The following is a 17,400-nucleotide window of genomic DNA, read 5'->3' as shown; positions in this document are numbered from 1 at the left end:
TTCGGATACTGGCGCAGGACGGGACTTGGCCTGAAGCAGCCCTTCGCACTTTGGACTAAGCCCGCGCTGTCGGCGGGCCGGGGTCTGCCGATCCCACATATTAGGAATGCAGTTTATCCCGGCGGCACACTCCTGACATCAATCGCTTGGCGCGCCTTCGGGTCATCGGCAGGCCGCGGGACGGCCCGCCGATGGCGCGGCGGGCTGCGCCCTTGATTCCGCGCCTTGGGGCATTCCCAATGTCCGCAAAAGGCCAAACGCCCCCTTGGAGGTGGGCATGGTATGTTCGTCAATGCGCCGGAACAGACACCGGGTCCATCAGCGTGCGCCCGCCATCGATGGTGATAATCTGGCCCGTCATGAAGGCGGCCGCGTCGGACGCAAGAAATTGCACGGCCTCGGCGGCTTCGGATGCAGCCCCAATGCGGCGCATGGGCGTGTGCTGCACGATCAGGTCGCGGTAATCTTCATTGGCGCTGATCTTGTCTTTCAGGTTCGCACTCATGACACTGCCAAGGGCCACGCCATTGACGCGAATGCGCTGCCCTGCCAGCGCAACAGCCATCGCGCGCGTCATCTGGTCCAGGGCCGCGCTGGCAATCGAATAGGCCATCAATTCGGGCTGGGACCGGCGCGCGGCAATGGATGACAGGTTGATGATGGACCCGATTGCGTTGCGCCCGTTGCCCCCTGCGCCACCATCCCCTTCGGCCTGCGCCAACATGCGCTTTGCGACCAACTGGCTAAGTTTCAAACTGGCCAGCAGGTTTTGCTGCAAGGATTGTTCGACCGCATCGCTTTGGTCATCCAACGGGTCAGAGGGCGCACATTGGCGCGTGGCATTCACCAGAATATCAACCTTGTCAAACGCATCCACCGTGGCCGAAATCAGGTTCGCCAAGGTCAGACGCTCGCGCAGGTCCCCCGCAAAGAAGATCGCATGTTCATCAGACCCCGACATTTTCGACACTTCGGCCTTCAGCTTGGCCTCATCCCGGTCCGCCAGCACGACGCGCGCGCCCTGACCCACGAAATGATGCGCGATGGCCAGCCCCACGCCATTGGCCGCACCAGTGATGATTGCTGTCTTACCTGCGATGGAATAACTCATCCAATGTGCCTTTTACCGCTTGCGGCGGGTCACGCTGCCCGTGCCCTTACCGATGCGTTTTGGGACACTTGCCTGCCAGACACGGAACGCGCCGTTTTCCACCAGAATGTCCACCTGCGTAAACGCTGCCGCCAACGCACCTTCATAGGGCAAGTGCCGATTCGCAACCATCCATAACCGCCCACGGGGGGCCAGAATGCGCGCGGTTGCCGCAATAAACGCCAGTCCAAGTTCAGGCTGCGCCTTGCGCCCGGCGTGGAATGGCGGGTTCATGACAACCCCTTCCACACGCGCGGGCAGCGCAATCTGCGTTGCATCTGCCCAGTGGAATTGCGCGCGCGCATCGCTGATATTGCCCCGCGCCAGTTCAAGGGCTGTTGCATCCGCTTCAATCAGATGCAGGGTTTTTACAGTGTCGCGCGCCAGCACAGCCGCCGACAAATACCCCCAGCCCGCGCCCAGATCCGCCATTGTGGCCGGCAACTCATTGGGCAGGGCCTGCGCCAGCATCTGCGAAGCGGGGTCGACACCGTCCGCCGAAAACACACCCGCCACTGTCTGGAACGGCCCCAGATCAGGGTCGCAAACCGTCATCGGGCGAAATTCCAGATCGGTCAGGTCCACGCCGCGCGGGTCGAACCAGAACAGCTTGCCATGCGCTTTTGACACCACGCCAGCCACATCAACGCGGGCGCGCAGGGTTTTGAACACCGAATCAATCCCGTCGGTTTTCTGCCCGTCCACCAGCACCAGTTCTGCCCCAAGCGCGCCCGCCGCCTGCGCGATCAGGCCAAACGCTTCGGCCTTGGACCGTGGCAAACAGACCAGAACCGTGGGCGCAGGGCGCGCAGCCACCGTCACATCATAGCCCGCCGCCAAAAGCGCGTCATGGTCGGGGCGAAACCCCTGTGCCACCTGCAGGCGCGACATATCCAACGGGTCAAACCGTTCGGCTGCGCGCGGGCGCAGCACAGTCACCGGCCCGTCAGTCAGCACCAGCCCTTCGGCCATGGCAAGGGTCAGGCGTGCATCACGCGGGGCCGGGTCAGCGGCAAGAACAGGGGGAATGTATGTCATGGGCGCGCGGCGCCTATTCCTTTTCCAGCGTGCATTGCAGCGGGTGTTGATGACGGCGCGCAAAATCCATCACTTGCGCCACCTTGGTTTCCGCCACCTCATAAGAGAAGACGCCGACAACGGCCACCCCTTTCTTGTGAACCGTCAGCATGATGTCAAAGGCCATGGCATGCGACATGCCAAAAAAACGTTCCAGCACATGCACCACAAATTCCATGGGCGTGAAGTCATCGTTCAACAGCATGACCTTGTACATAGGCGGGCGTTGGGTGCGGGTGCGGGTTTTGGTAACAACTGCACTGTCGTTGTCTGGTCCGTTCTTGTCGTCACGGTCTGTCATGATAGGAACATGGCGCATGCGGGATTTTGGCCTTTTCAGTGCGGGATGGCGCGATTACTGGGCAATATAACGCAACTGAAGCCACAGAAAAGCCCCGAAGCCAAAGACAGGACCAGATGAGCCGGATCACAACACTTGGTTTCGACGCTGACGATACATTGTGGCACAATGAACGCTTCTTCCGACTGACACAGGAAAATTTCGCCACCCTGCTGGCAGATTACACAGATAAGGACAGCTTGATGGCCCGCCTGCTGGACGCGGAGCGCCGCAACCTTGGGCAATATGGATTCGGGATCAAGGGGTTTGTTCTGTCCATGATCGAAACCGCAATCGAGGTGACAGAAGAACGCGTGCCCGCATCCGTGATTGCCCAACTTCTGGCCGCAGGGCAGGACATGCTGCGCCACCCCATCGAATTGTTGCCTGATGTGGAAACCACGATTGCCGCCCTTGCCCCGTCGCACAGGCTGGTGCTGATCACCAAAGGGGACTTGCTGGACCAGGAACGCAAGCTGGCGCAATCAGGGCTTGGCGACATGTTCGACGCGGTCGAAATTGTATCGCACAAGACACCTCAGACCTATGCCCGTATTTTCGCCCACCACGGCGACGGCCCCGAGGCGGCGTTGATGGTCGGAAATTCCATGCGATCGGATGTTATTCCGCCCATTCTGGCCGGTGGCTGGGGGGTATATGTTCCGCATGGGCCAGTGTGGGAAATTGAATATGCGGAACCGCCCGTGACACACCCGCGATACCGCGCGTTGGCCAGTCTGGGTGCCCTGCCGGACTTGATTGGCTGGATTGACGGAAGCTGAGCGCTGCGCAACTGCGAAAAGGCCACGCCCTCTCGAAATGTGGTACAAACCTTTGCCAGAAGCACAACACCTTCCCTGCGAACACATGAAGTTTACCCAAAAACCTGTTGAAACTTCAGACTTTTCGGAAGGGCGACATTATGCTACCATCACACCAGAGCAGTCAGACCGCATAAAAAAAGCGGCGTAAAGTGAAGGCAGTAGGATGCAGGCGCGATTCGGGCGGATGATCCGTCACGCATTGGTATGTTCCATTCTGATGATCGGCTATCTGGTCGCTGCGCCCGCGCTTGCAGCACCTTATGCCGCCATGGTGATGGATGCACGCAATGGCGAAGTCATTTTTGCGCGCAACCACGACACCAAGTTGCACCCCGCATCGCTGACCAAGATGATGACGCTTTATGTCGCGTTCGAGGCCGTAAAACACGGCGAAGTGACGCTGGACACAATGTTCACCACCAGCCGCCGCGCAACACAACAAGCCTGTGTCTGTCTGGGCCTGCGCGAAGGGCAGAAAATATCCTTGCGCCACCTGATCCGCGCCGCGGCCCTTCGGTCCGCCAATGATGCAGCTGTCGTCATCGCAGAAGGGATCTCTGGCTCGGTCGAAGGATTCGCTGACCGCATGACCGCCACCGCGCGCGCCATGGGCATGTCCAACACCACCTTCCGCAACCCCCATGGACTGACCGAAGCGGGCCATTTGTCCACAGCGCGCGACATGACCATTCTGGGCCGTCAGCTGTATTTCGACTACCCGCAGTATTTCAACATCTTCTCCCGGCGCAGTGACCATGCAGGCGTGGCCACTGTGCCCAACACCAACCGGCGTTTCCTCGATGCCTATTCGGGCGCAAACGGCATCAAGACTGGCTATACCCGTGCCGCTGGGTTCAACCTGACCGCTTCTGCCGAGCGCGGCGGCAAGCACATTATTGCAACCATGTTTGGCGGGTCATCAACAGCGGCCCGCAACGCCCATGTGGCGGAATTGCTGGATATCGGGTTCAACCGCGCGGGCGCACGCGTTGCCACCCGCGCCCCTGCAACCCCCGCCTACAGGGGGCGCGGCGCAGTTGCCGTTGCCCAAGCCCCCGAAGGCGGCGGCGACAGGCCCGCATCCGCGCGCACAATCCGGTTGCAAACGGCAGTGCGCACCAGCCCGCGCCCGCAGCCCCGCCCCGAACATGCACCGTCGCCGGACATGCTGATCGCGCTGCGCGACGGTGTGGAAGCCGCCGTTTCCCAGATTGCGGCGGCCACACAGGCACAGGCAGCCCCGGCTGTCGAAGAAGCCTCCACCACAATGGCTGTTGCAGCACTGGCCCCCGAAACCCCAACAGTGACACCGCCCGCCCGCCCCCAAGATTTCGGCGCGCCCGAGGCCCTGACGGATACCCCCGACACACCCGCAGACACGCCAACCCCCGATCTTGCTGCAGCGCAAGCTGCTGGCTTTACCATTGCCCATATCGATGACCTGGCCGCGCTGGATGACACTGCGACCGCACCCCAACAGGAAGTTGACACAGACACTGCGTTTGTTGACGCCCCGCCCGCGCGCCCAGAAACACTGGTCCCCCCGCAAACAGCCGCGCTTGATCAGGACCTCGCGCCCGAAACCGAATCCGACACCATCTGGATTGGGGCCGCTGAAACAATGTTGCTGACAGGGTTTGCACCCGACGCCCCACAAACCACACTTGATGATCTGTATACCCCAACACCGGGCGGCGCGGCCCAGATCATGGCGCAGGACACCTTGGCACCGCCCCCCCAAATGGTCGACGCGCCCGAACCCGCACAACCGCGCCAGACCATCATTCTGACCAGCGCCGCACAGCCGGGCAGTGACAGTCAGGCGCGTGCCATCGCTGCAGTCAGCGAAGCCAGCGCTGCCGCTGCCAACCCCGAAATCGTCACCCGTGTGTCCACATCCGACGGGGGGCGGCTGTGGGGGGTATCGCTTGGCGAATTCACGTCACGCAATGCCGCAGAACGCGGAATTATCACGGTGAAAATGGCCGAAGCGGCGGCATTGGGCAACGGAATCAGCCGCATTCGTCAAACCAGCGGGCGGTTTGAGGCCAGTTTCGCGGGCCTGACCGCCACTGAGGCCGAACGCGCCTGCCTGCGCCTGTCCGCGCGCGGGATGGATTGCACCATCGCCCACCCATGAAGGTGGTGGCCTTGGTGATATGACCCGCGCTATACTGCCGCTATGCCCGCGTTGTGCCGTGACTGTCTGACATGCTTTGATGCAGGCCCGCGTTGCCCGGCCTGCCATTCGCCGCGCATTGTGGCGGACCCTGAATTGCTGGACCTGAACATCGCGCATATGGATTGCGACGCATTTTATGCCAGCGTCGAAAAGCGCGACAATCCCGCCTTGCGCGATAAGCCTGTCATCGTGGGGGGCGGACAGCGCGGCGTTGTGACAACAGCGTGCTATATCGCGCGCATTCACGGGGTGCGGTCCGCAATGCCCATGTTCAAGGCATTGCAGCTTTGCCCAGAAGCGGTTGTTGTGAAGCCCAGATTTGACGCTTACGCCACCGCATCGCGTGAAATTCGCGCAATGATGGAAGACCTGACCCCCGCCATTGAACCGCTGTCACTGGACGAGGCATTCTTGGACCTGACCGGCACAACGCGGCTGCATGGCATGGCCCCTGCCGTGTCCCTTGCGCGCCTGATTCGCCGTATGGAAACAGACCTGCGCCTGTCTGCATCCATCGGGTTGTCGCATAACAAGTTTCTGGCCAAAATTGCTTCAGATCTGGACAAACCGCGCGGCTTTGCGGTGATTTCGCGCGCGGGCACCGAAAGCTTCTTGCGGGGCAAACCTGTGGGCATGATCTGGGGGGTGGGGGCAGCCACGCGCGGACAACTGGCGCAGGCGGGCATCGCTACCATTGACGATTTACTGCGCTGGGACCAACCTGATCTGGTGGCGCGCTTCGGCGCAATGGGGTTGCGGCTGTGGAATCTGGCACGGGGGCAGGACACGCGCCCTGTCAGCCGCGACCCGAATGTGAAATCCATATCCAAGGAAACCACCTTCGAGCGGGATCTGCACGATCTGGACAGGTTGCAGGGGCATTTGTGGCGCCTATCCGACCAAGTGGCCAGCCGCGCCAAGGCCAAGGGGCTGGCCGGTCTGGTGGTCACACTGAAACTGAAGCGTGCCGACCACCGCATATTGACCCGGCGCGTCAGCTTGCACAGCGCGACCTGTCTGGCCGATGTCATCTATCGCAGCGCCGCGCCGCTGCTGATGCAGGCATTTGACAAAGGGCCGTTCCGGCTGTTGGGCGTGGGACTTTCAGACCTTGGGCAGGACAGCGGCGCGGGCTTCAACCCCGACCTGCTGGATCCCGGCGCCGAAGGGCGCGCGCGCGCCGAACGTGCCATGGATACGCTGCGCGCGCGGTTTGGGCCTGATGCGGTCATCAGGGGCCGAAGCCTGCGCTGAGGACAGAAATTTCATGCGCAGCGGCAAATATGCAGTGTTCAAAAATGAAATGCGCCCGCATGATATAGCCGCCCAAACTGGGCTATGGTGGGTTGTGTGACTGCCGGGGCGGGCCGCTGCCTTTGTGCCACCACCACCGCGCATGCGCGTCTGTCGCCTTCAAATCATGGGTTGGTCGCGCAACCGCTGGCGCAGCATCAAGGCAAGCTCGGTCACGCGCCCGCTTTCGCGCGCGGCACCCACTGCGGACATCAGCGCGCTATCGCCCAGACTGCGCCCCAGCGCGTCAATGAATTGCAGCGCATAGGCGCGTTGTGCGCCCGCGCTGCTGCCCTGCAACAGGTCACACGCCATATAGACATCATCGCGCAGCGCTGCCGAATCATGGGTAGGGGTGGGCATGGCGGCGTTATGATGACGCAGATTGAAGAATACCGGCGCCAGAATGCCCCGGAAGTCCTGCACGCTGGCGATGGGTTTTGGCAGAAAATGATCCGCGCCCGCATCCAGCGCCGAATCAGCAAGGTCCGGTTGCCCGGATGTTGCAACAATCAACCCGACACGCGGCCTGCGCCGGTCCAGTTCGGCAATCAGGTCCAGCCCGCACCCGTCCGGCAAGCCAATATCGACGATAACCGCATCAGGTGTATACAGGTCCAGATGTTGCTGTGCCGCGCGCAAACTATCGACACGCCGCAGCCTTGCACCCGCGCCACGGAACATCAGGCGTATCGAATCACTGGCAACATGGCTGTCTTCCACCAGAAGCAGGGTTCCGCCCTGCGCATGCTGACGGGGCGGCACCATTGCAGACACCGCTTTCCACTGTGCTGTTGCTGTTCGGTCAGACGTGTTCATCGCTTTCTCCCGTCTTCTGCTGAAGACCTGCAGTTCACCGCAAATTGCCTAATATTGGGTGAAGATCCCGGCCCATGCGGCAAGACCTGCGGCACAGCGCCCCTTGCATCAACTGCAATTCACACGCATAACCCTGCGCAACATTGTTACGCTGGGGAATTGCCATGATCGGACGCCTGAACCATGTCGCCATCGCTGTGCCGGATCTGGAAGCGGCGGCAGCGCAATATCGCGCCACTTTGGGCGCAACGGTCGGTGCCCCGCAGGATGAACCCGATCACGGGGTCACAGTGGTGTTCATCACCTTGCCCAACACCAAGATCGAATTACTTTACCCGCTGGGGGACAACAGCCCCATTCAAGGGTTTCTGGACAAGAACCCCGCCGGGGGAATTCACCATATCTGTTACGAGGTCGAGGATATTCTTGCCGCACGCGACAAACTGAAAGCCAGCGGCGCGCGTGTCCTGGGCACGGGGGAACCGAAGATCGGGGCGCATGGCAAACCGGTTTTGTTCCTGCACCCCAAGGATTTCAACGGCTGTCTGGTTGAACTGGAGCAAGTCTGATGTCTATCATGTCCGCAATCGCGTTATATGGCGTCATATGGTTCATGACCCTGTTTCTGGTCCTGCCCTTTCGCATGAAAACCCAAGGCGAGGCAGGCGAGGTGGTGCCGGGCACGCCATCCTCGGCGCCAGATGATGCGCAGATGATGCGCAAGGTCAAGATAGTGACCGCCATTGCAACAGGGGCGTTTGTGCTTATTTCTGCGGTGATTCTATCAGGGATCATCACCATGGATATGATCGAAGGACTCACGCGCGGGGCATAGCTGTTCGGAAGCGCCACTTGGCACAGTCGGCGCACAGCTACCGCCTGATGCAGAACCCCTAATCCACAAACCGCGTGATGGCCGCAACATCGGGGCGGGGACGTTCTGGCGGCTGGGACGATGCGGTCCCGATGTGAATAAACCCTGCAACCCATTCATCTGGTGACATCTCCAGCACGTGCTGGGCAAATTCCGCATCATGCGCCACCCAGCCCGTCAGCCAGTTCGCCCCGAATCCGCTGGCCAGCGCTGCATTCACCACCCCAAGGCATACGGCGCCTGCGGTCAGGGTCTGTTCGATGACCGGAACCTTGTCAGACGGCTTGGGGCTGGCCACGACGGTGACAACCAGATACGCCTGCGAAAACGTCGTGCTGGCCTTGGTGATCTTGTCCTCGTCCAGCGCTTTGGCCGTGCCATGGGCGACAATCATCTGCGCCACCCGCGCACATGCCGCCCTGTCCAGCACCACAAAACGCCAGGGTTCCAGCTTGCCATGGTCAGGCACCCGCGAAGCCGCTGTCAGCACGTCCATCAGGGTATCGCGGTCTGGAACCGGCAGCCCCAGCAGCTTGGCCGGGCGCGAACGGCGCGTTTGCAAGAATGCCATGACGGCGGGATCTGTATTCATCATGTCACCTTCCCAAGTATGAGGGGGACACATAACCCTGTCTGCGCCCAGTGGAAAGCGCCCCGGCGCCACTTTCATATGCAGATGCATATCAGGGCGACAGCGTTGCGCAGGGTTTGCCGTGGATGGAATGCAAATTTCAGGCAAACACCGATAAAAACACCCCGTGCCCTTTCATTGAGGCAAATTTTACACCAGAACCGAACACGCGATCCCTCCGCATTTCGGAAAGGTTTTTTTTATGGACGGCACTAAGAATACCCCAAATGTTCTGGTGACTGGTGGTGCGGGCTATATCGGCTCTCATGCGTGTAAATTGCTGACACGGGCTGGCTACAGGCCGGTAACCTTTGATAACTTGTCCACAGGATGGGCGGCAGCGGTCAAGTTCGGGCCGCTTGTTACCGCCGATTTGCTGGACCGCGCTGCCCTTGATGCGGCGTTTGCACAATACCAACCCGTGGCCGTGATGCATTTTGCCGCCCTTAGCCAGGTGGGCGAGGCATCGCGCGATCCCGGCCTGTATTGGCGCAACAATGTCGGCGGGTCGCTGAACCTGATCGAAGCGATGGTGGCCGCAGGCTGCCGCAACATGGTGTTTTCGTCTACCTGCGCCACCTACGGGGACCATGACGGGGTGGTTCTGGACGAAAACACGCCCCAACTGCCGCTGAACGCCTATGGCGCATCCAAGCGCGCGGTCGAGGATATCTTGCGCAATTTCGGGGCCAGCCATGCGTTGAATTCTGTGATATTCCGGTATTTCAATGTTGCTGGTGCGGACCCTGACGCCGAAGTGGGCGAATGGCACCAACCCGAAACCCATCTGATTCCCGTCATGATCGAAGCGGCGGCCGGCGCGCGCGATGCGCTGGTCATCAATGGCGATGATTACCCCACACATGACGGCACCTGCATTCGCGATTATGTGCATGTCATGGATCTGGTGCAGGCCCATGTTCTGGGGCTGGAATGGCTTCTTGCGCAAAAAGGGTCGCGGGTGTTCAACCTTGGCACGGGGGTCGGGTTTTCCGTGGCCGAGGTTATTCGCCAATGTCGTGCGGGCACCGGCCATAAGGTGCCCCACAGCTTCGGGCCGCGCCGCGCTGGCGATGCGGCAGCGCTTGTGTCAGGCAGCCGCCGCGCCATTGAGGAACTGGGCTGGGTGCCGCAGCGCTCCTCGCTGAAACAAATGATCGAAGATGCATGGCGCTGGTATCAGACAGGGGGCTATTCGCGCTGATCGTGCGAATGCCAGCCCCCACCCGCCTGTTCACGCGCGCGCATGGCGGCCTTGCATTCTGTCACCATGAAATCGGCAAATAACCTGATTTTCGGGTCTTGCTGGCGCCGGTGCGGATAGACACAGGCGAAAATGGCAGGTTCAGGCGGGGTTTCGGGCAGAAGGTCAACCAACTGGCCCGAACGCAGGTATTGCGCCAGTTCATGGCGCGGGCGGTTGACAATACCCGCCCCCTGCAGCGCCCAATCGACCAGAACATCGGCATCATCGCAATCAAGCTGGCCTTGCAGGTCCAGCCGCAGCGGCCCGTCAGGTGTTTGCAATGTCCAGAAATATTCCGGCGAGCGCGGATAGCGCAGCAACAGGCACTCATGGCCGCGCAAATCATCGGGGGCCAGCGGGGTGCCGCGCCGTGCCAAATAGGCGGGGCTTGCAGCCAAAATTCGCGGCGCGTCCGTGATCTTGCGCTGTTTCATGCTGGAATCCGGCAAGATACCCAGAACGAAGGCCATATCAATCTGATCTTCGACAATATCAACCCGCCGGTCGGACAGCCGCAGGTTCAGGCGTATTTCGGGGTAGCTGTCGGCGAAACGCTGCGCCAGCGGGGCAATCAGCGCCCGCCCCAACCCAAGCGGTGCCGTCACGCGGATGGCCCCGCGCGGCTGGCCCGACAGGCCCGCAACCGCCGCTTCTGCTTGCTCCAGCGCGGTAATGACCTTGCGCGCATGCTCATAGAAATCGCGGCCTATTTCCGTGGGCATCAGTTTACGGGTCGTGCGGTTGAACAGCCGCACCCCAAGGCGCGCTTCCAGTTCCTTGATGCGTTTACTGGCAACTGCAGGCGTCAGGCGCAAATCCCGCCCCCCTGAGGTGATGGACCCCAGTTCACTGACCCGCACGAAAACGCGCAGCGCTTCCAGATAGGACATTTTCGCCCCCGATTGCCCTGATTTGCAGCAGATTTGCCAACAAACCGTTGAAACAGTCTAACCGTTTTACCTGTTTCGTTGAAAGTGGGAATAAGCGAATATCTAACAAGACGACACCCTTTCAAAACCGAAGGTCCCAAATGCCCCATCGTCAGGAGATCCGCTTCTTGCTGAACGACCGCCCCGTAAGCCTGACAGCGGTTGCGGCCAGCGATATGTTGCTGGACCATCTGCGCCTTGAGCAGCGCCTGCGCGGCACCAAGGAAGGTTGCGCCGAAGGCGATTGCGGGGCCTGCACAGTTCTGGTGGGGCGCATGGGGGCGGACGGTCTGGAATATGACCCCGTGAATGCCTGCATTCGTCCGCTGGCGTCATGTGACGGGTGCCATGTTGTAACAATCGAGCATCTGCGCGGGCATGATGGCGCGCTGCATCCGGTGCAACAGGCGATGGTTGACCATCACGGCAGTCAATGCGGGTTTTGCACGCCGGGGTTTGTGATGGCGCTGTATGCGCTGTGGATGCGCAGCCCCAACCCGTCCGAGCGGGAGCTGGACCGCGCGCTTCAAGGCAATCTGTGCCGCTGCACCGGCTACGCGCCCATCATCCGCGCGGGGCTGGCGATGGGCAGTTATGGCACATCCGATCCGCTTCTGGCCGAACGCGCCTGCGTGGCGCAAACCCTGCGCGACTGGCAGGACGGCGCGCGCGTGGATGTCCAGAAGGGGGGCAGCCGTGCCATTCTGCCCGCCACTACCGATGATCTGGCCCATATTCTGGCGCAGCACCCCGACGCACGCATCATCGCAGGGGCCACTGATGTGGGCCTGTGGGTCACGAAATTCCTGCGCGACCTGCCGCTAGCGGTCTTTATCGGTCATCTGGATGACTTGCGCGACATTCAAGACACCGGCGATGCCCTGCATCTGGGGGCCATGGTCAGCTATGCGCAGGCCCATGTTCCCCTGTGCCAGCATTTCCCGCATATGGGGCGCTACTGGGACCGGATCGCAGGCTGGCAGGTGCGCGCCATGGGCACGCTGGGGGGCAATATCGCCAATGGGTCGCCCATCGGGGACACGCCGCCTGCCTTCATCGCGCTGGGGGCGCGGGTGGTGCTGCGCTGCGCGTCAGGCCAGCGCGAAATTCCGCTGGAAGCGTATTTTCTGGATTACGGCAAACAAGACCTGCGCACGGGCGAATTCGTCGAAAAGATCATCCTGCCCAAAGCTGCGCCAAACACCCTGCATGCCGCCTACAAGATTTCCAAGCGCCGGGATGAAGATATTTCCGCCGTGGCGGCGGGGTTTGCCCTGACTGTTGAAAATGGCACCATCACCGGCGCGCGCGTGGCGTTCGGGGGCATGGCCGCAACGCCGAAACGCGCGGCACATGCCGAAGCCGCCCTGACGGGCCAGCCCTTCGCCATGGACAGTTTCCAGCGCGCGGCAGACACCCTGCCACAGGATTTCACGCCCCTGTCAGACATGCGCGCCAGTGCGCAATACCGCATGCTGGCCGCGCAAAACCTGTTCACGCGTTTCTGGCTGGACGCAAACGGCACCCCCGCCACACTGGAGGATGCGATATGAAGGACACCGCCCCCATAGCCGGCGCCGCGCATCAGGACCTGCATCATGACAGCGCCATAAAACATGTCACGGGCCGTGCCGAATATACCGATGACATTGCCGAACCCGCCGACTGCCTGCATGCCTGTATCGGCACGGCAGGCATTGCGCATGGCCATATCACCACCCTTGATCTGGACGCCGTGCGCCGCGCGCCGGGCGTGGTGGCGGTGCTGACCGCAAATGACATTCCGGGTTGCAATGACATTTCGTCCAACGGGCTGAAGGATGAACCTGTCTTCACCACAGGGCTGGTCCAGTTTCATGGCCAGCCCGTCTTTGCCGTGGTGGCCACAACCCGCGACCTTGCGCGGCGCGCATGCCTGTTGGCCCGCATTGACTATGCCCCCCTGCCGCATGCGTGCGATATTGATGCGGCCGAACAGGCCGCCTATCCCGATGTGACAGCGCCGCTGACACTGGAACGCGGGCAGGTTGGCCCGGCGCTGGACAGCGCCCCGCACCGCATTCAGGGGCGCATGCGCGTGGGCGGACAGGACCACATGTATCTGGAAGGGCAAATCGCGCTGGCCATCCCCGGCGAAGATGACGACGTGTCGCTGTTCGCCTCTACCCAACACCCAAGCGAGGCGCAGCATATGGTCGCCCATGCGCTGGGTGTGCCTGCAAATGCCGTGGTGGTGAATGTGCGGCGCATGGGTGGGGGCTTTGGCGGCAAGGAAACGCAGATGAACCTGTTTTGCGTCATTGCCGCGCTGGCCGCCAAACAACTGGGCCGCGCCGTCAAGCTGCGCCCGGACCGTGATCAGGACATGGAAATCACCGGCAAGCGGCATGATTTCCGCATTGATTACGATGTGGGGTTCGATGATCAGGGGCGCATTCTGGCCGTGGACGGCGTGTTTGCCGCGCGCTGTGGCTGGTCGTCGGACCTGTCCGGGCCCGTGACGGACCGCGCGCTGTTTCATGCTGACAACGCCTATTTCTACCCTGATGTGCGCCTGCGGTCGCGCCCGATCAAGACCAATACGGTCAGCAACACGGCCTTTCGCGGTTTTGGCGGCCCCCAAGGCGTGATTGCCGCCGAACGCATGATCGAAGAAATCGCCTATGCCTTGGGCCGTGACCCGCTGGAAGTGCGCCGCGCCAATTTCTACCGCGATGGCGCGGATGTGACCCCCTATCACCAAACGGTCGAGGATAACATCCTGACGCGGCTGGTGGATGAGTTGGAACAATCCTGCGACTATCAGGCGCGGCGGCGTGCGGTGCTGGACTGGAACGCGCAGGGCGGCATCATCCGCAAGGGCATTGCCCTGACGCCGGTGAAATTCGGGATCAGTTTTACCGCGACATGGTTCAATCAGGCCGGTGCCTTGGTGCATGTCTATAATGACGGGTCAATCCATCTGAACCATGGCGGCACCGAAATGGGACAGGGCCTGTATACCAAGGTAGCCCAGGTGGTGGCGGACGCCTTCGGTGTTGAGATATCGCGTATCAAGATCACCAAAACCACCACTGAAAAGGTGCCCAACACATCGGCCACGGCTGCCAGCAGCGGGACAGACCTGAACGGCATGGCCGCCCTTGATGCCTGCGACCAGATCAAGGCGCGGCTGGCGGAATTTGCGGCTGGCCATTGGGGCGTTGCCGCCGATACTGTGCAGTTCCAACGCGGGAAAGTGGCCGTGGGCGGGCAAAACGTCGGCTTTGATGATCTGGTCAAGGCCGCTTATATGGCGCGCATCCAGTTATCAGCAGCGGGGTTTTACAAAACACCGGAAATTCATTGGGACCGCGCCAAGGGGCGGGGCCAGCCCTTCTATTATTACGCCTATGGCGCGGCCTGTTCGGAAGTCAGCATTGACACATTGACCGGCGAAACCCGTGTGGACCGCGCCGATGTGCTGCATGATGTGGGCCGGTCGCTGAACCCCGCGCTGGATATCGGGCAGGTTGAAGGCGCGTTTGTGCAAGGCATGGGGTGGCTTACATCGGAAGAACTGGTCTGGGATGACACGGGCCGGTTGCGCACACATGCGCCATCGACCTATAAAATCCCGCTGGCGTCTGACCGGCCGCGCATTTTCAATGTCCGGCTGGCGGATTGGTCCGAAAATGTGAAACCCACGATCAAACGATCCAAAGCCGTGGGGGAACCCCCCTTTATGCTGCCGATTTCGGTGTTTGAAGCCATCGGCATGGCCGTGGCATCAGTCGCAGATTACCGCATCTGCCCCCGCCTTGATGCGCCTGCCACACCCGAACGCGTGTTGATGGCGGTTGAACGGTTGCGGGCGCGCGCATGAGGGGGGCGCACGACATTCTAAGCGGCCCCGCCGCCGTGATCCATGCCCGCATTTCCCGCGTGCAAGGGTCCAGCCCGCGCGAGGTGGGCGCGGAAATGTTCATCACCGCGCAGGGCATGGCGGGCACTGTTGGCGGCGGGCAAGCGGAATGGCAGGCGCTGGGCCGCGCGCGCGACATGCTGGCGCAAGGTGAAATGCGCGCCACGCTTGATATCGCGCTGGGGCCGGAAATCGGCCAATGCTGCGGCGGGCGTATTTCCATAGACCTTGCGCGCCTTGGCGACAGCGCGCGCGCGGCCCATCTTGCGCGTCTGCAAGGGGCCATGCGCCCGCATGTGCTGATACTGGGCGCGGGCCATGCGGGCCGCGCCTTGGCGCGTATCATGGCAACCTTGCCTTGTGACACCTTTCTTGTTGACACCCGCGCCACGGAACTGGCCCAAGCCCCCAAGGGTGTGCAAACCCGCCTGACCCCCCTGCCCGAAGCGGAAATTGCCACCGCGCCACCCGCCAGTGCGTTCATTGTCGCCACCCATGACCACGGGCTGGATTTCCTGCTGGCACTGGCCGCGCTGCGCCGCAAGGATGCGGCCTATGTCGGGTTGATCGGGTCTGCCACCAAACGCGCGCGGTTTGACCGTTTCGCCCGTGACCACGGCGCAGGCACAGACAGCCACGCGCTGGTTTGCCCCATTGGCGCGGCGGGCCTTGGCGACAAGCGCCCCGAAGTGATTGCGCTGATGACCGCGCAGGAAATCATCACGGCCTTGCGCGCGGTCACCCCGGTTCAGGCCGGGGCCGCTGCCGCGCTATGACGAAAGCCCAAGCATGACCCGAACCCTGATCCGCGCGCGGTTGCTGACCTTTCTGCGCGAACCCCAAAGCGGCGATGACACCGCCAGTTTTCGCTACATCGAAGATGGCGCCCTGCTGATTGAGGGCGGCATGATCCGCGACATGGGTGAATTCGCCCAAATGTCCGCACCTGATGTGGCAGTGATCGACCACCGCCCGCATCTGGTTATGCCCGGTTTCATCGACACACATCTGCATTTCCCGCAAACGCAGGTGATCGCCAGTTGGGCTGCGGAATTGCTGGACTGGCTGAACGACTACACCTTTCCCGAAGAAACACGGTATGGTGACCCCGCGCTGTGTGCGGCCATGGCCAGCGCCTTTCTGGACCGGCTGGCAGATCATGGCACGACCACGCCAGTGGCTTATGCGTCCGTGCATGCGACCTCTGCTGAGGCGCTGTTTGCCGAGGCATTGCGCCGTGACATGCGGCTGATCACCGGCAAGGTGATGATGGACCGCAACGCGCCCGAGTCCTTACGCGACACGGCGCAATCGGGCTATGATGACACCAAGGCCCTGATTGCGCGCTGGCACGGCAAGGGGCGGCTGGCCTATGCAATTACCCCACGCTTTGCCATCACATCCACCCCCGACCAGATGGCGGCAGCCCAAGCGCTGGCGCAGGAACACCCCGAATGTTACATTCAGACCCATCTTAGCGAAAACCACGCCGAAATTGCGCTGTCCTGCCAGCTTTACCCCGATGCCGTGGATTATACCGATATTTACGCCCGCTACGGGTTGCTGGGGCCGAAATCATTGCTGGGCCACGCGATTCACTTGTCCAACCGCGAAACAGGCGTGCTTGCAGATGCAGGCGCAAAGCCCGTCTTTTGCCCGACATCCAACCTGTTTCTGGGCAGCGGATTGTTTGATGACGCGAAGTTGCGCGCTGCCGGTTTGGTGACTGCGATAGCAACAGACATTGGCGGCGGCACCAGTTATTCCATGCTGCAAACCCTGGCCGAGGGCTACAAGGTGCTGCAACTGCAACGCCAGCGCCTGCACCCGCTGCGCGCCTTTCACTGGATCACGCGCGGCAATGCGGTGGCGCTTGGGCTGGAGCATTGCATCGGCACGCTGGACGCGGGGACCGAGGCCGATTTCGTTGTGCTCAACGCCCGCGCCACCCCTGCCACAGCCCAGCGCATGGACCGCGCCACCACCCTGACCGAGGAATTGTTTGCCCTGCAAGTGATGGGCGATGACCGCGCGGTTGTGCAAACCTATATCGCGGGGAAACCCCAAAAGGCGGGCTGACAAATGCTGCGCGTTTTGCAGGCGTGGCGTCGTGGGGCAGCGGGGCTGTGGG

The 17,400-nt window shown here is 61.7% G+C and carries 16 protein-coding genes; 10 read left to right on the top strand and 6 right to left on the bottom strand.

Annotation, left to right across the window (positions count from 1 at the left end; translation table 11 throughout):
• Positions 1 to 289 precede the first annotated feature (289 nt).
• From ACTZWY_RS16490 to clpS, 3 genes are read right to left on the bottom strand one after another with little or no spacing between them, the layout of a single operon-like run.
• The gene (locus tag ACTZWY_RS16490; protein ID WP_444791802.1) at positions 290 to 1,111 is read right to left on the bottom strand and encodes an SDR family NAD(P)-dependent oxidoreductase; all 822 of its coding nucleotides are present in this window, start codon (positions 1,109 to 1,111) and stop codon (positions 290 to 292) included.
• 12 nt (positions 1,112 to 1,123) lie between these two features.
• Positions 1,124 to 2,188, bottom strand: coding sequence for a class I SAM-dependent methyltransferase (locus ACTZWY_RS16485; RefSeq protein ID WP_444791801.1), 1,065 nt, complete (start codon positions 2,186 to 2,188; stop codon positions 1,124 to 1,126).
• 13 nt (positions 2,189 to 2,201) lie between these two features.
• Entirely contained in the window at positions 2,202 to 2,528 is a 327-nt protein-coding gene (clpS, locus tag ACTZWY_RS16480) for an ATP-dependent Clp protease adapter ClpS (protein ID WP_444791800.1), read from the bottom strand.
• Positions 2,529 to 2,644: 116 nt separating this feature from the next.
• Here clpS and ACTZWY_RS16475 point away from each other — a divergent pair, with 116 nt between their 5' ends.
• From ACTZWY_RS16475 to ACTZWY_RS16465, 3 genes are all read left to right on the top strand, one after another.
• A complete protein-coding gene (locus ACTZWY_RS16475) occupies positions 2,645 to 3,349 on the top strand; it encodes an HAD family hydrolase (RefSeq protein ID WP_444791799.1) in 705 nt (234 codons plus the stop codon).
• A gap of 205 nt (positions 3,350 to 3,554) precedes the next feature.
• Positions 3,555 to 5,531, top strand: coding sequence for a serine hydrolase (locus ACTZWY_RS16470; protein ID WP_444791798.1), 1,977 nt, complete (start codon positions 3,555 to 3,557; stop codon positions 5,529 to 5,531).
• Between the two features lie 42 nt (positions 5,532 to 5,573).
• Entirely contained in the window at positions 5,574 to 6,827 is a 1,254-nt protein-coding gene (locus ACTZWY_RS16465; RefSeq protein ID WP_444791797.1) for a DNA polymerase IV, read from the top strand.
• 159 nt (positions 6,828 to 6,986) lie between these two features.
• On the opposite strand, the gene ACTZWY_RS16460 is transcribed toward ACTZWY_RS16465, so the two are convergent.
• Positions 6,987 to 7,685, bottom strand: coding sequence for a response regulator transcription factor (locus ACTZWY_RS16460; RefSeq protein WP_444791796.1), 699 nt, complete (start codon positions 7,683 to 7,685; stop codon positions 6,987 to 6,989).
• 164 nt (positions 7,686 to 7,849) lie between these two features.
• On the opposite strand from ACTZWY_RS16460, the gene mce reads away from it, so the two are divergent.
• Complete coding sequence (gene mce / locus ACTZWY_RS16455; protein ID WP_444791795.1) at positions 7,850 to 8,254, top strand: methylmalonyl-CoA epimerase; 405 nt, start codon at positions 7,850 to 7,852, stop codon at positions 8,252 to 8,254.
• Complete coding sequence (locus ACTZWY_RS16450) at positions 8,254 to 8,520, top strand: DUF1467 family protein (RefSeq protein ID WP_444791794.1); 267 nt, start codon at positions 8,254 to 8,256, stop codon at positions 8,518 to 8,520. Before mce ends, ACTZWY_RS16450 begins: the two co-directional genes overlap by 1 nt.
• 58 nt (positions 8,521 to 8,578) lie before the next feature.
• Here ACTZWY_RS16450 and ACTZWY_RS16445 read toward each other — a convergent pair whose 3' ends face one another.
• Positions 8,579 to 9,154 (bottom strand): nitroreductase family protein, encoded by a 576-nt coding sequence (locus ACTZWY_RS16445; protein ID WP_444791793.1) that lies wholly within the window; start codon positions 9,152 to 9,154, stop codon positions 8,579 to 8,581.
• 238 nt (positions 9,155 to 9,392) lie between these two features.
• Between ACTZWY_RS16445 and galE the strand changes: the two genes are divergently transcribed.
• Entirely contained in the window at positions 9,393 to 10,394 is a 1,002-nt protein-coding gene (gene galE / locus ACTZWY_RS16440) for a UDP-glucose 4-epimerase GalE (RefSeq protein WP_444791792.1), read from the top strand.
• Here the strand turns inward: galE and ACTZWY_RS16435 are convergent.
• On the bottom strand, positions 10,382 to 11,326 hold the full coding sequence (locus tag ACTZWY_RS16435) for a LysR family transcriptional regulator (RefSeq protein ID WP_444791791.1): 945 nt from the start codon (positions 11,324 to 11,326) through the stop codon (positions 10,382 to 10,384). The two genes, galE and ACTZWY_RS16435, sit on opposite strands and share 13 nt — an antisense overlap.
• Positions 11,327 to 11,466: 140 nt before the next feature.
• Here ACTZWY_RS16435 and xdhA point away from each other — a divergent pair, with 140 nt between their 5' ends.
• From xdhA to guaD, 4 genes are read left to right on the top strand one after another with little or no spacing between them, the layout of a single operon-like run.
• Complete coding sequence (gene xdhA, locus ACTZWY_RS16430; protein WP_444791790.1) at positions 11,467 to 12,918, top strand: xanthine dehydrogenase small subunit; 1,452 nt, start codon at positions 11,467 to 11,469, stop codon at positions 12,916 to 12,918.
• Positions 12,915 to 15,230 (top strand): xanthine dehydrogenase molybdopterin binding subunit, encoded by a 2,316-nt coding sequence (gene xdhB, locus ACTZWY_RS16425; protein WP_444791789.1) that lies wholly within the window; start codon positions 12,915 to 12,917, stop codon positions 15,228 to 15,230. The genes xdhA and xdhB overlap by 4 nt, the downstream gene beginning before the upstream one ends.
• Positions 15,227 to 16,045: a xanthine dehydrogenase accessory protein XdhC gene (xdhC, locus tag ACTZWY_RS16420; RefSeq protein ID WP_444791788.1), complete on the top strand. Its 819-nt coding sequence runs from the start codon at positions 15,227 to 15,229 to the stop codon at positions 16,043 to 16,045. Before xdhB ends, xdhC begins: the two co-directional genes overlap by 4 nt.
• Positions 16,046 to 16,058: 13 nt before the next feature.
• Positions 16,059 to 17,348: a guanine deaminase gene (guaD, locus tag ACTZWY_RS16415; RefSeq protein ID WP_444791787.1), complete on the top strand. Its 1,290-nt coding sequence runs from the start codon at positions 16,059 to 16,061 to the stop codon at positions 17,346 to 17,348.
• Positions 17,349 to 17,400 lie beyond the last annotated feature (52 nt).

It is taken from the genome of Roseinatronobacter sp. NSM (assembly GCF_052379845.1).
GTDB lineage: Bacteria > Pseudomonadota > Alphaproteobacteria > Rhodobacterales > Rhodobacteraceae > Roseinatronobacter.
The sequence above is the reverse complement of the archived record's forward strand: the minus strand, read 5'-3'. Positions and strand labels throughout refer to the sequence as shown.

Bases quoted from the DNA above. Each gene is read 5' to 3' on its own strand.
- ACTZWY_RS16490 (WP_444791802.1), bottom strand. From the start codon at position 1,111: ATGAGTTATTCCATCGCAGGTAAGACAGCAATCATCACTGGTGCGGCC.
- ACTZWY_RS16485 (WP_444791801.1), bottom strand. From the start codon at position 2,188: ATGACATACATTCCCCCTGTTCTTGCCGCTGACCCGGCCCCGCGTGAT.
- clpS (WP_444791800.1), bottom strand. From the start codon at position 2,528: ATGACAGACCGTGACGACAAGAACGGACCAGACAACGACAGTGCAGTT.
- ACTZWY_RS16475 (WP_444791799.1), top strand. From the start codon at position 2,645: ATGAGCCGGATCACAACACTTGGTTTCGACGCTGACGATACATTGTGG.
- ACTZWY_RS16470 (WP_444791798.1), top strand. From the start codon at position 3,555: ATGCAGGCGCGATTCGGGCGGATGATCCGTCACGCATTGGTATGTTCC.
- ACTZWY_RS16465 (WP_444791797.1), top strand. From the start codon at position 5,574: ATGCCCGCGTTGTGCCGTGACTGTCTGACATGCTTTGATGCAGGCCCG.
- ACTZWY_RS16460 (WP_444791796.1), bottom strand. From the start codon at position 7,685: ATGAACACGTCTGACCGAACAGCAACAGCACAGTGGAAAGCGGTGTCT.
- mce (WP_444791795.1), top strand. From the start codon at position 7,850: ATGATCGGACGCCTGAACCATGTCGCCATCGCTGTGCCGGATCTGGAA.
- ACTZWY_RS16450 (WP_444791794.1), top strand. From the start codon at position 8,254: ATGTCTATCATGTCCGCAATCGCGTTATATGGCGTCATATGGTTCATG.
- ACTZWY_RS16445 (WP_444791793.1), bottom strand. From the start codon at position 9,154: ATGATGAATACAGATCCCGCCGTCATGGCATTCTTGCAAACGCGCCGT.
- galE (WP_444791792.1), top strand. From the start codon at position 9,393: ATGGACGGCACTAAGAATACCCCAAATGTTCTGGTGACTGGTGGTGCG.
- ACTZWY_RS16435 (WP_444791791.1), bottom strand. From the start codon at position 11,326: ATGTCCTATCTGGAAGCGCTGCGCGTTTTCGTGCGGGTCAGTGAACTG.
- xdhA (WP_444791790.1), top strand. From the start codon at position 11,467: ATGCCCCATCGTCAGGAGATCCGCTTCTTGCTGAACGACCGCCCCGTA.
- xdhB (WP_444791789.1), top strand. From the start codon at position 12,915: ATGAAGGACACCGCCCCCATAGCCGGCGCCGCGCATCAGGACCTGCAT.
- xdhC (WP_444791788.1), top strand. From the start codon at position 15,227: ATGAGGGGGGCGCACGACATTCTAAGCGGCCCCGCCGCCGTGATCCAT.
- guaD (WP_444791787.1), top strand. From the start codon at position 16,059: ATGACCCGAACCCTGATCCGCGCGCGGTTGCTGACCTTTCTGCGCGAA.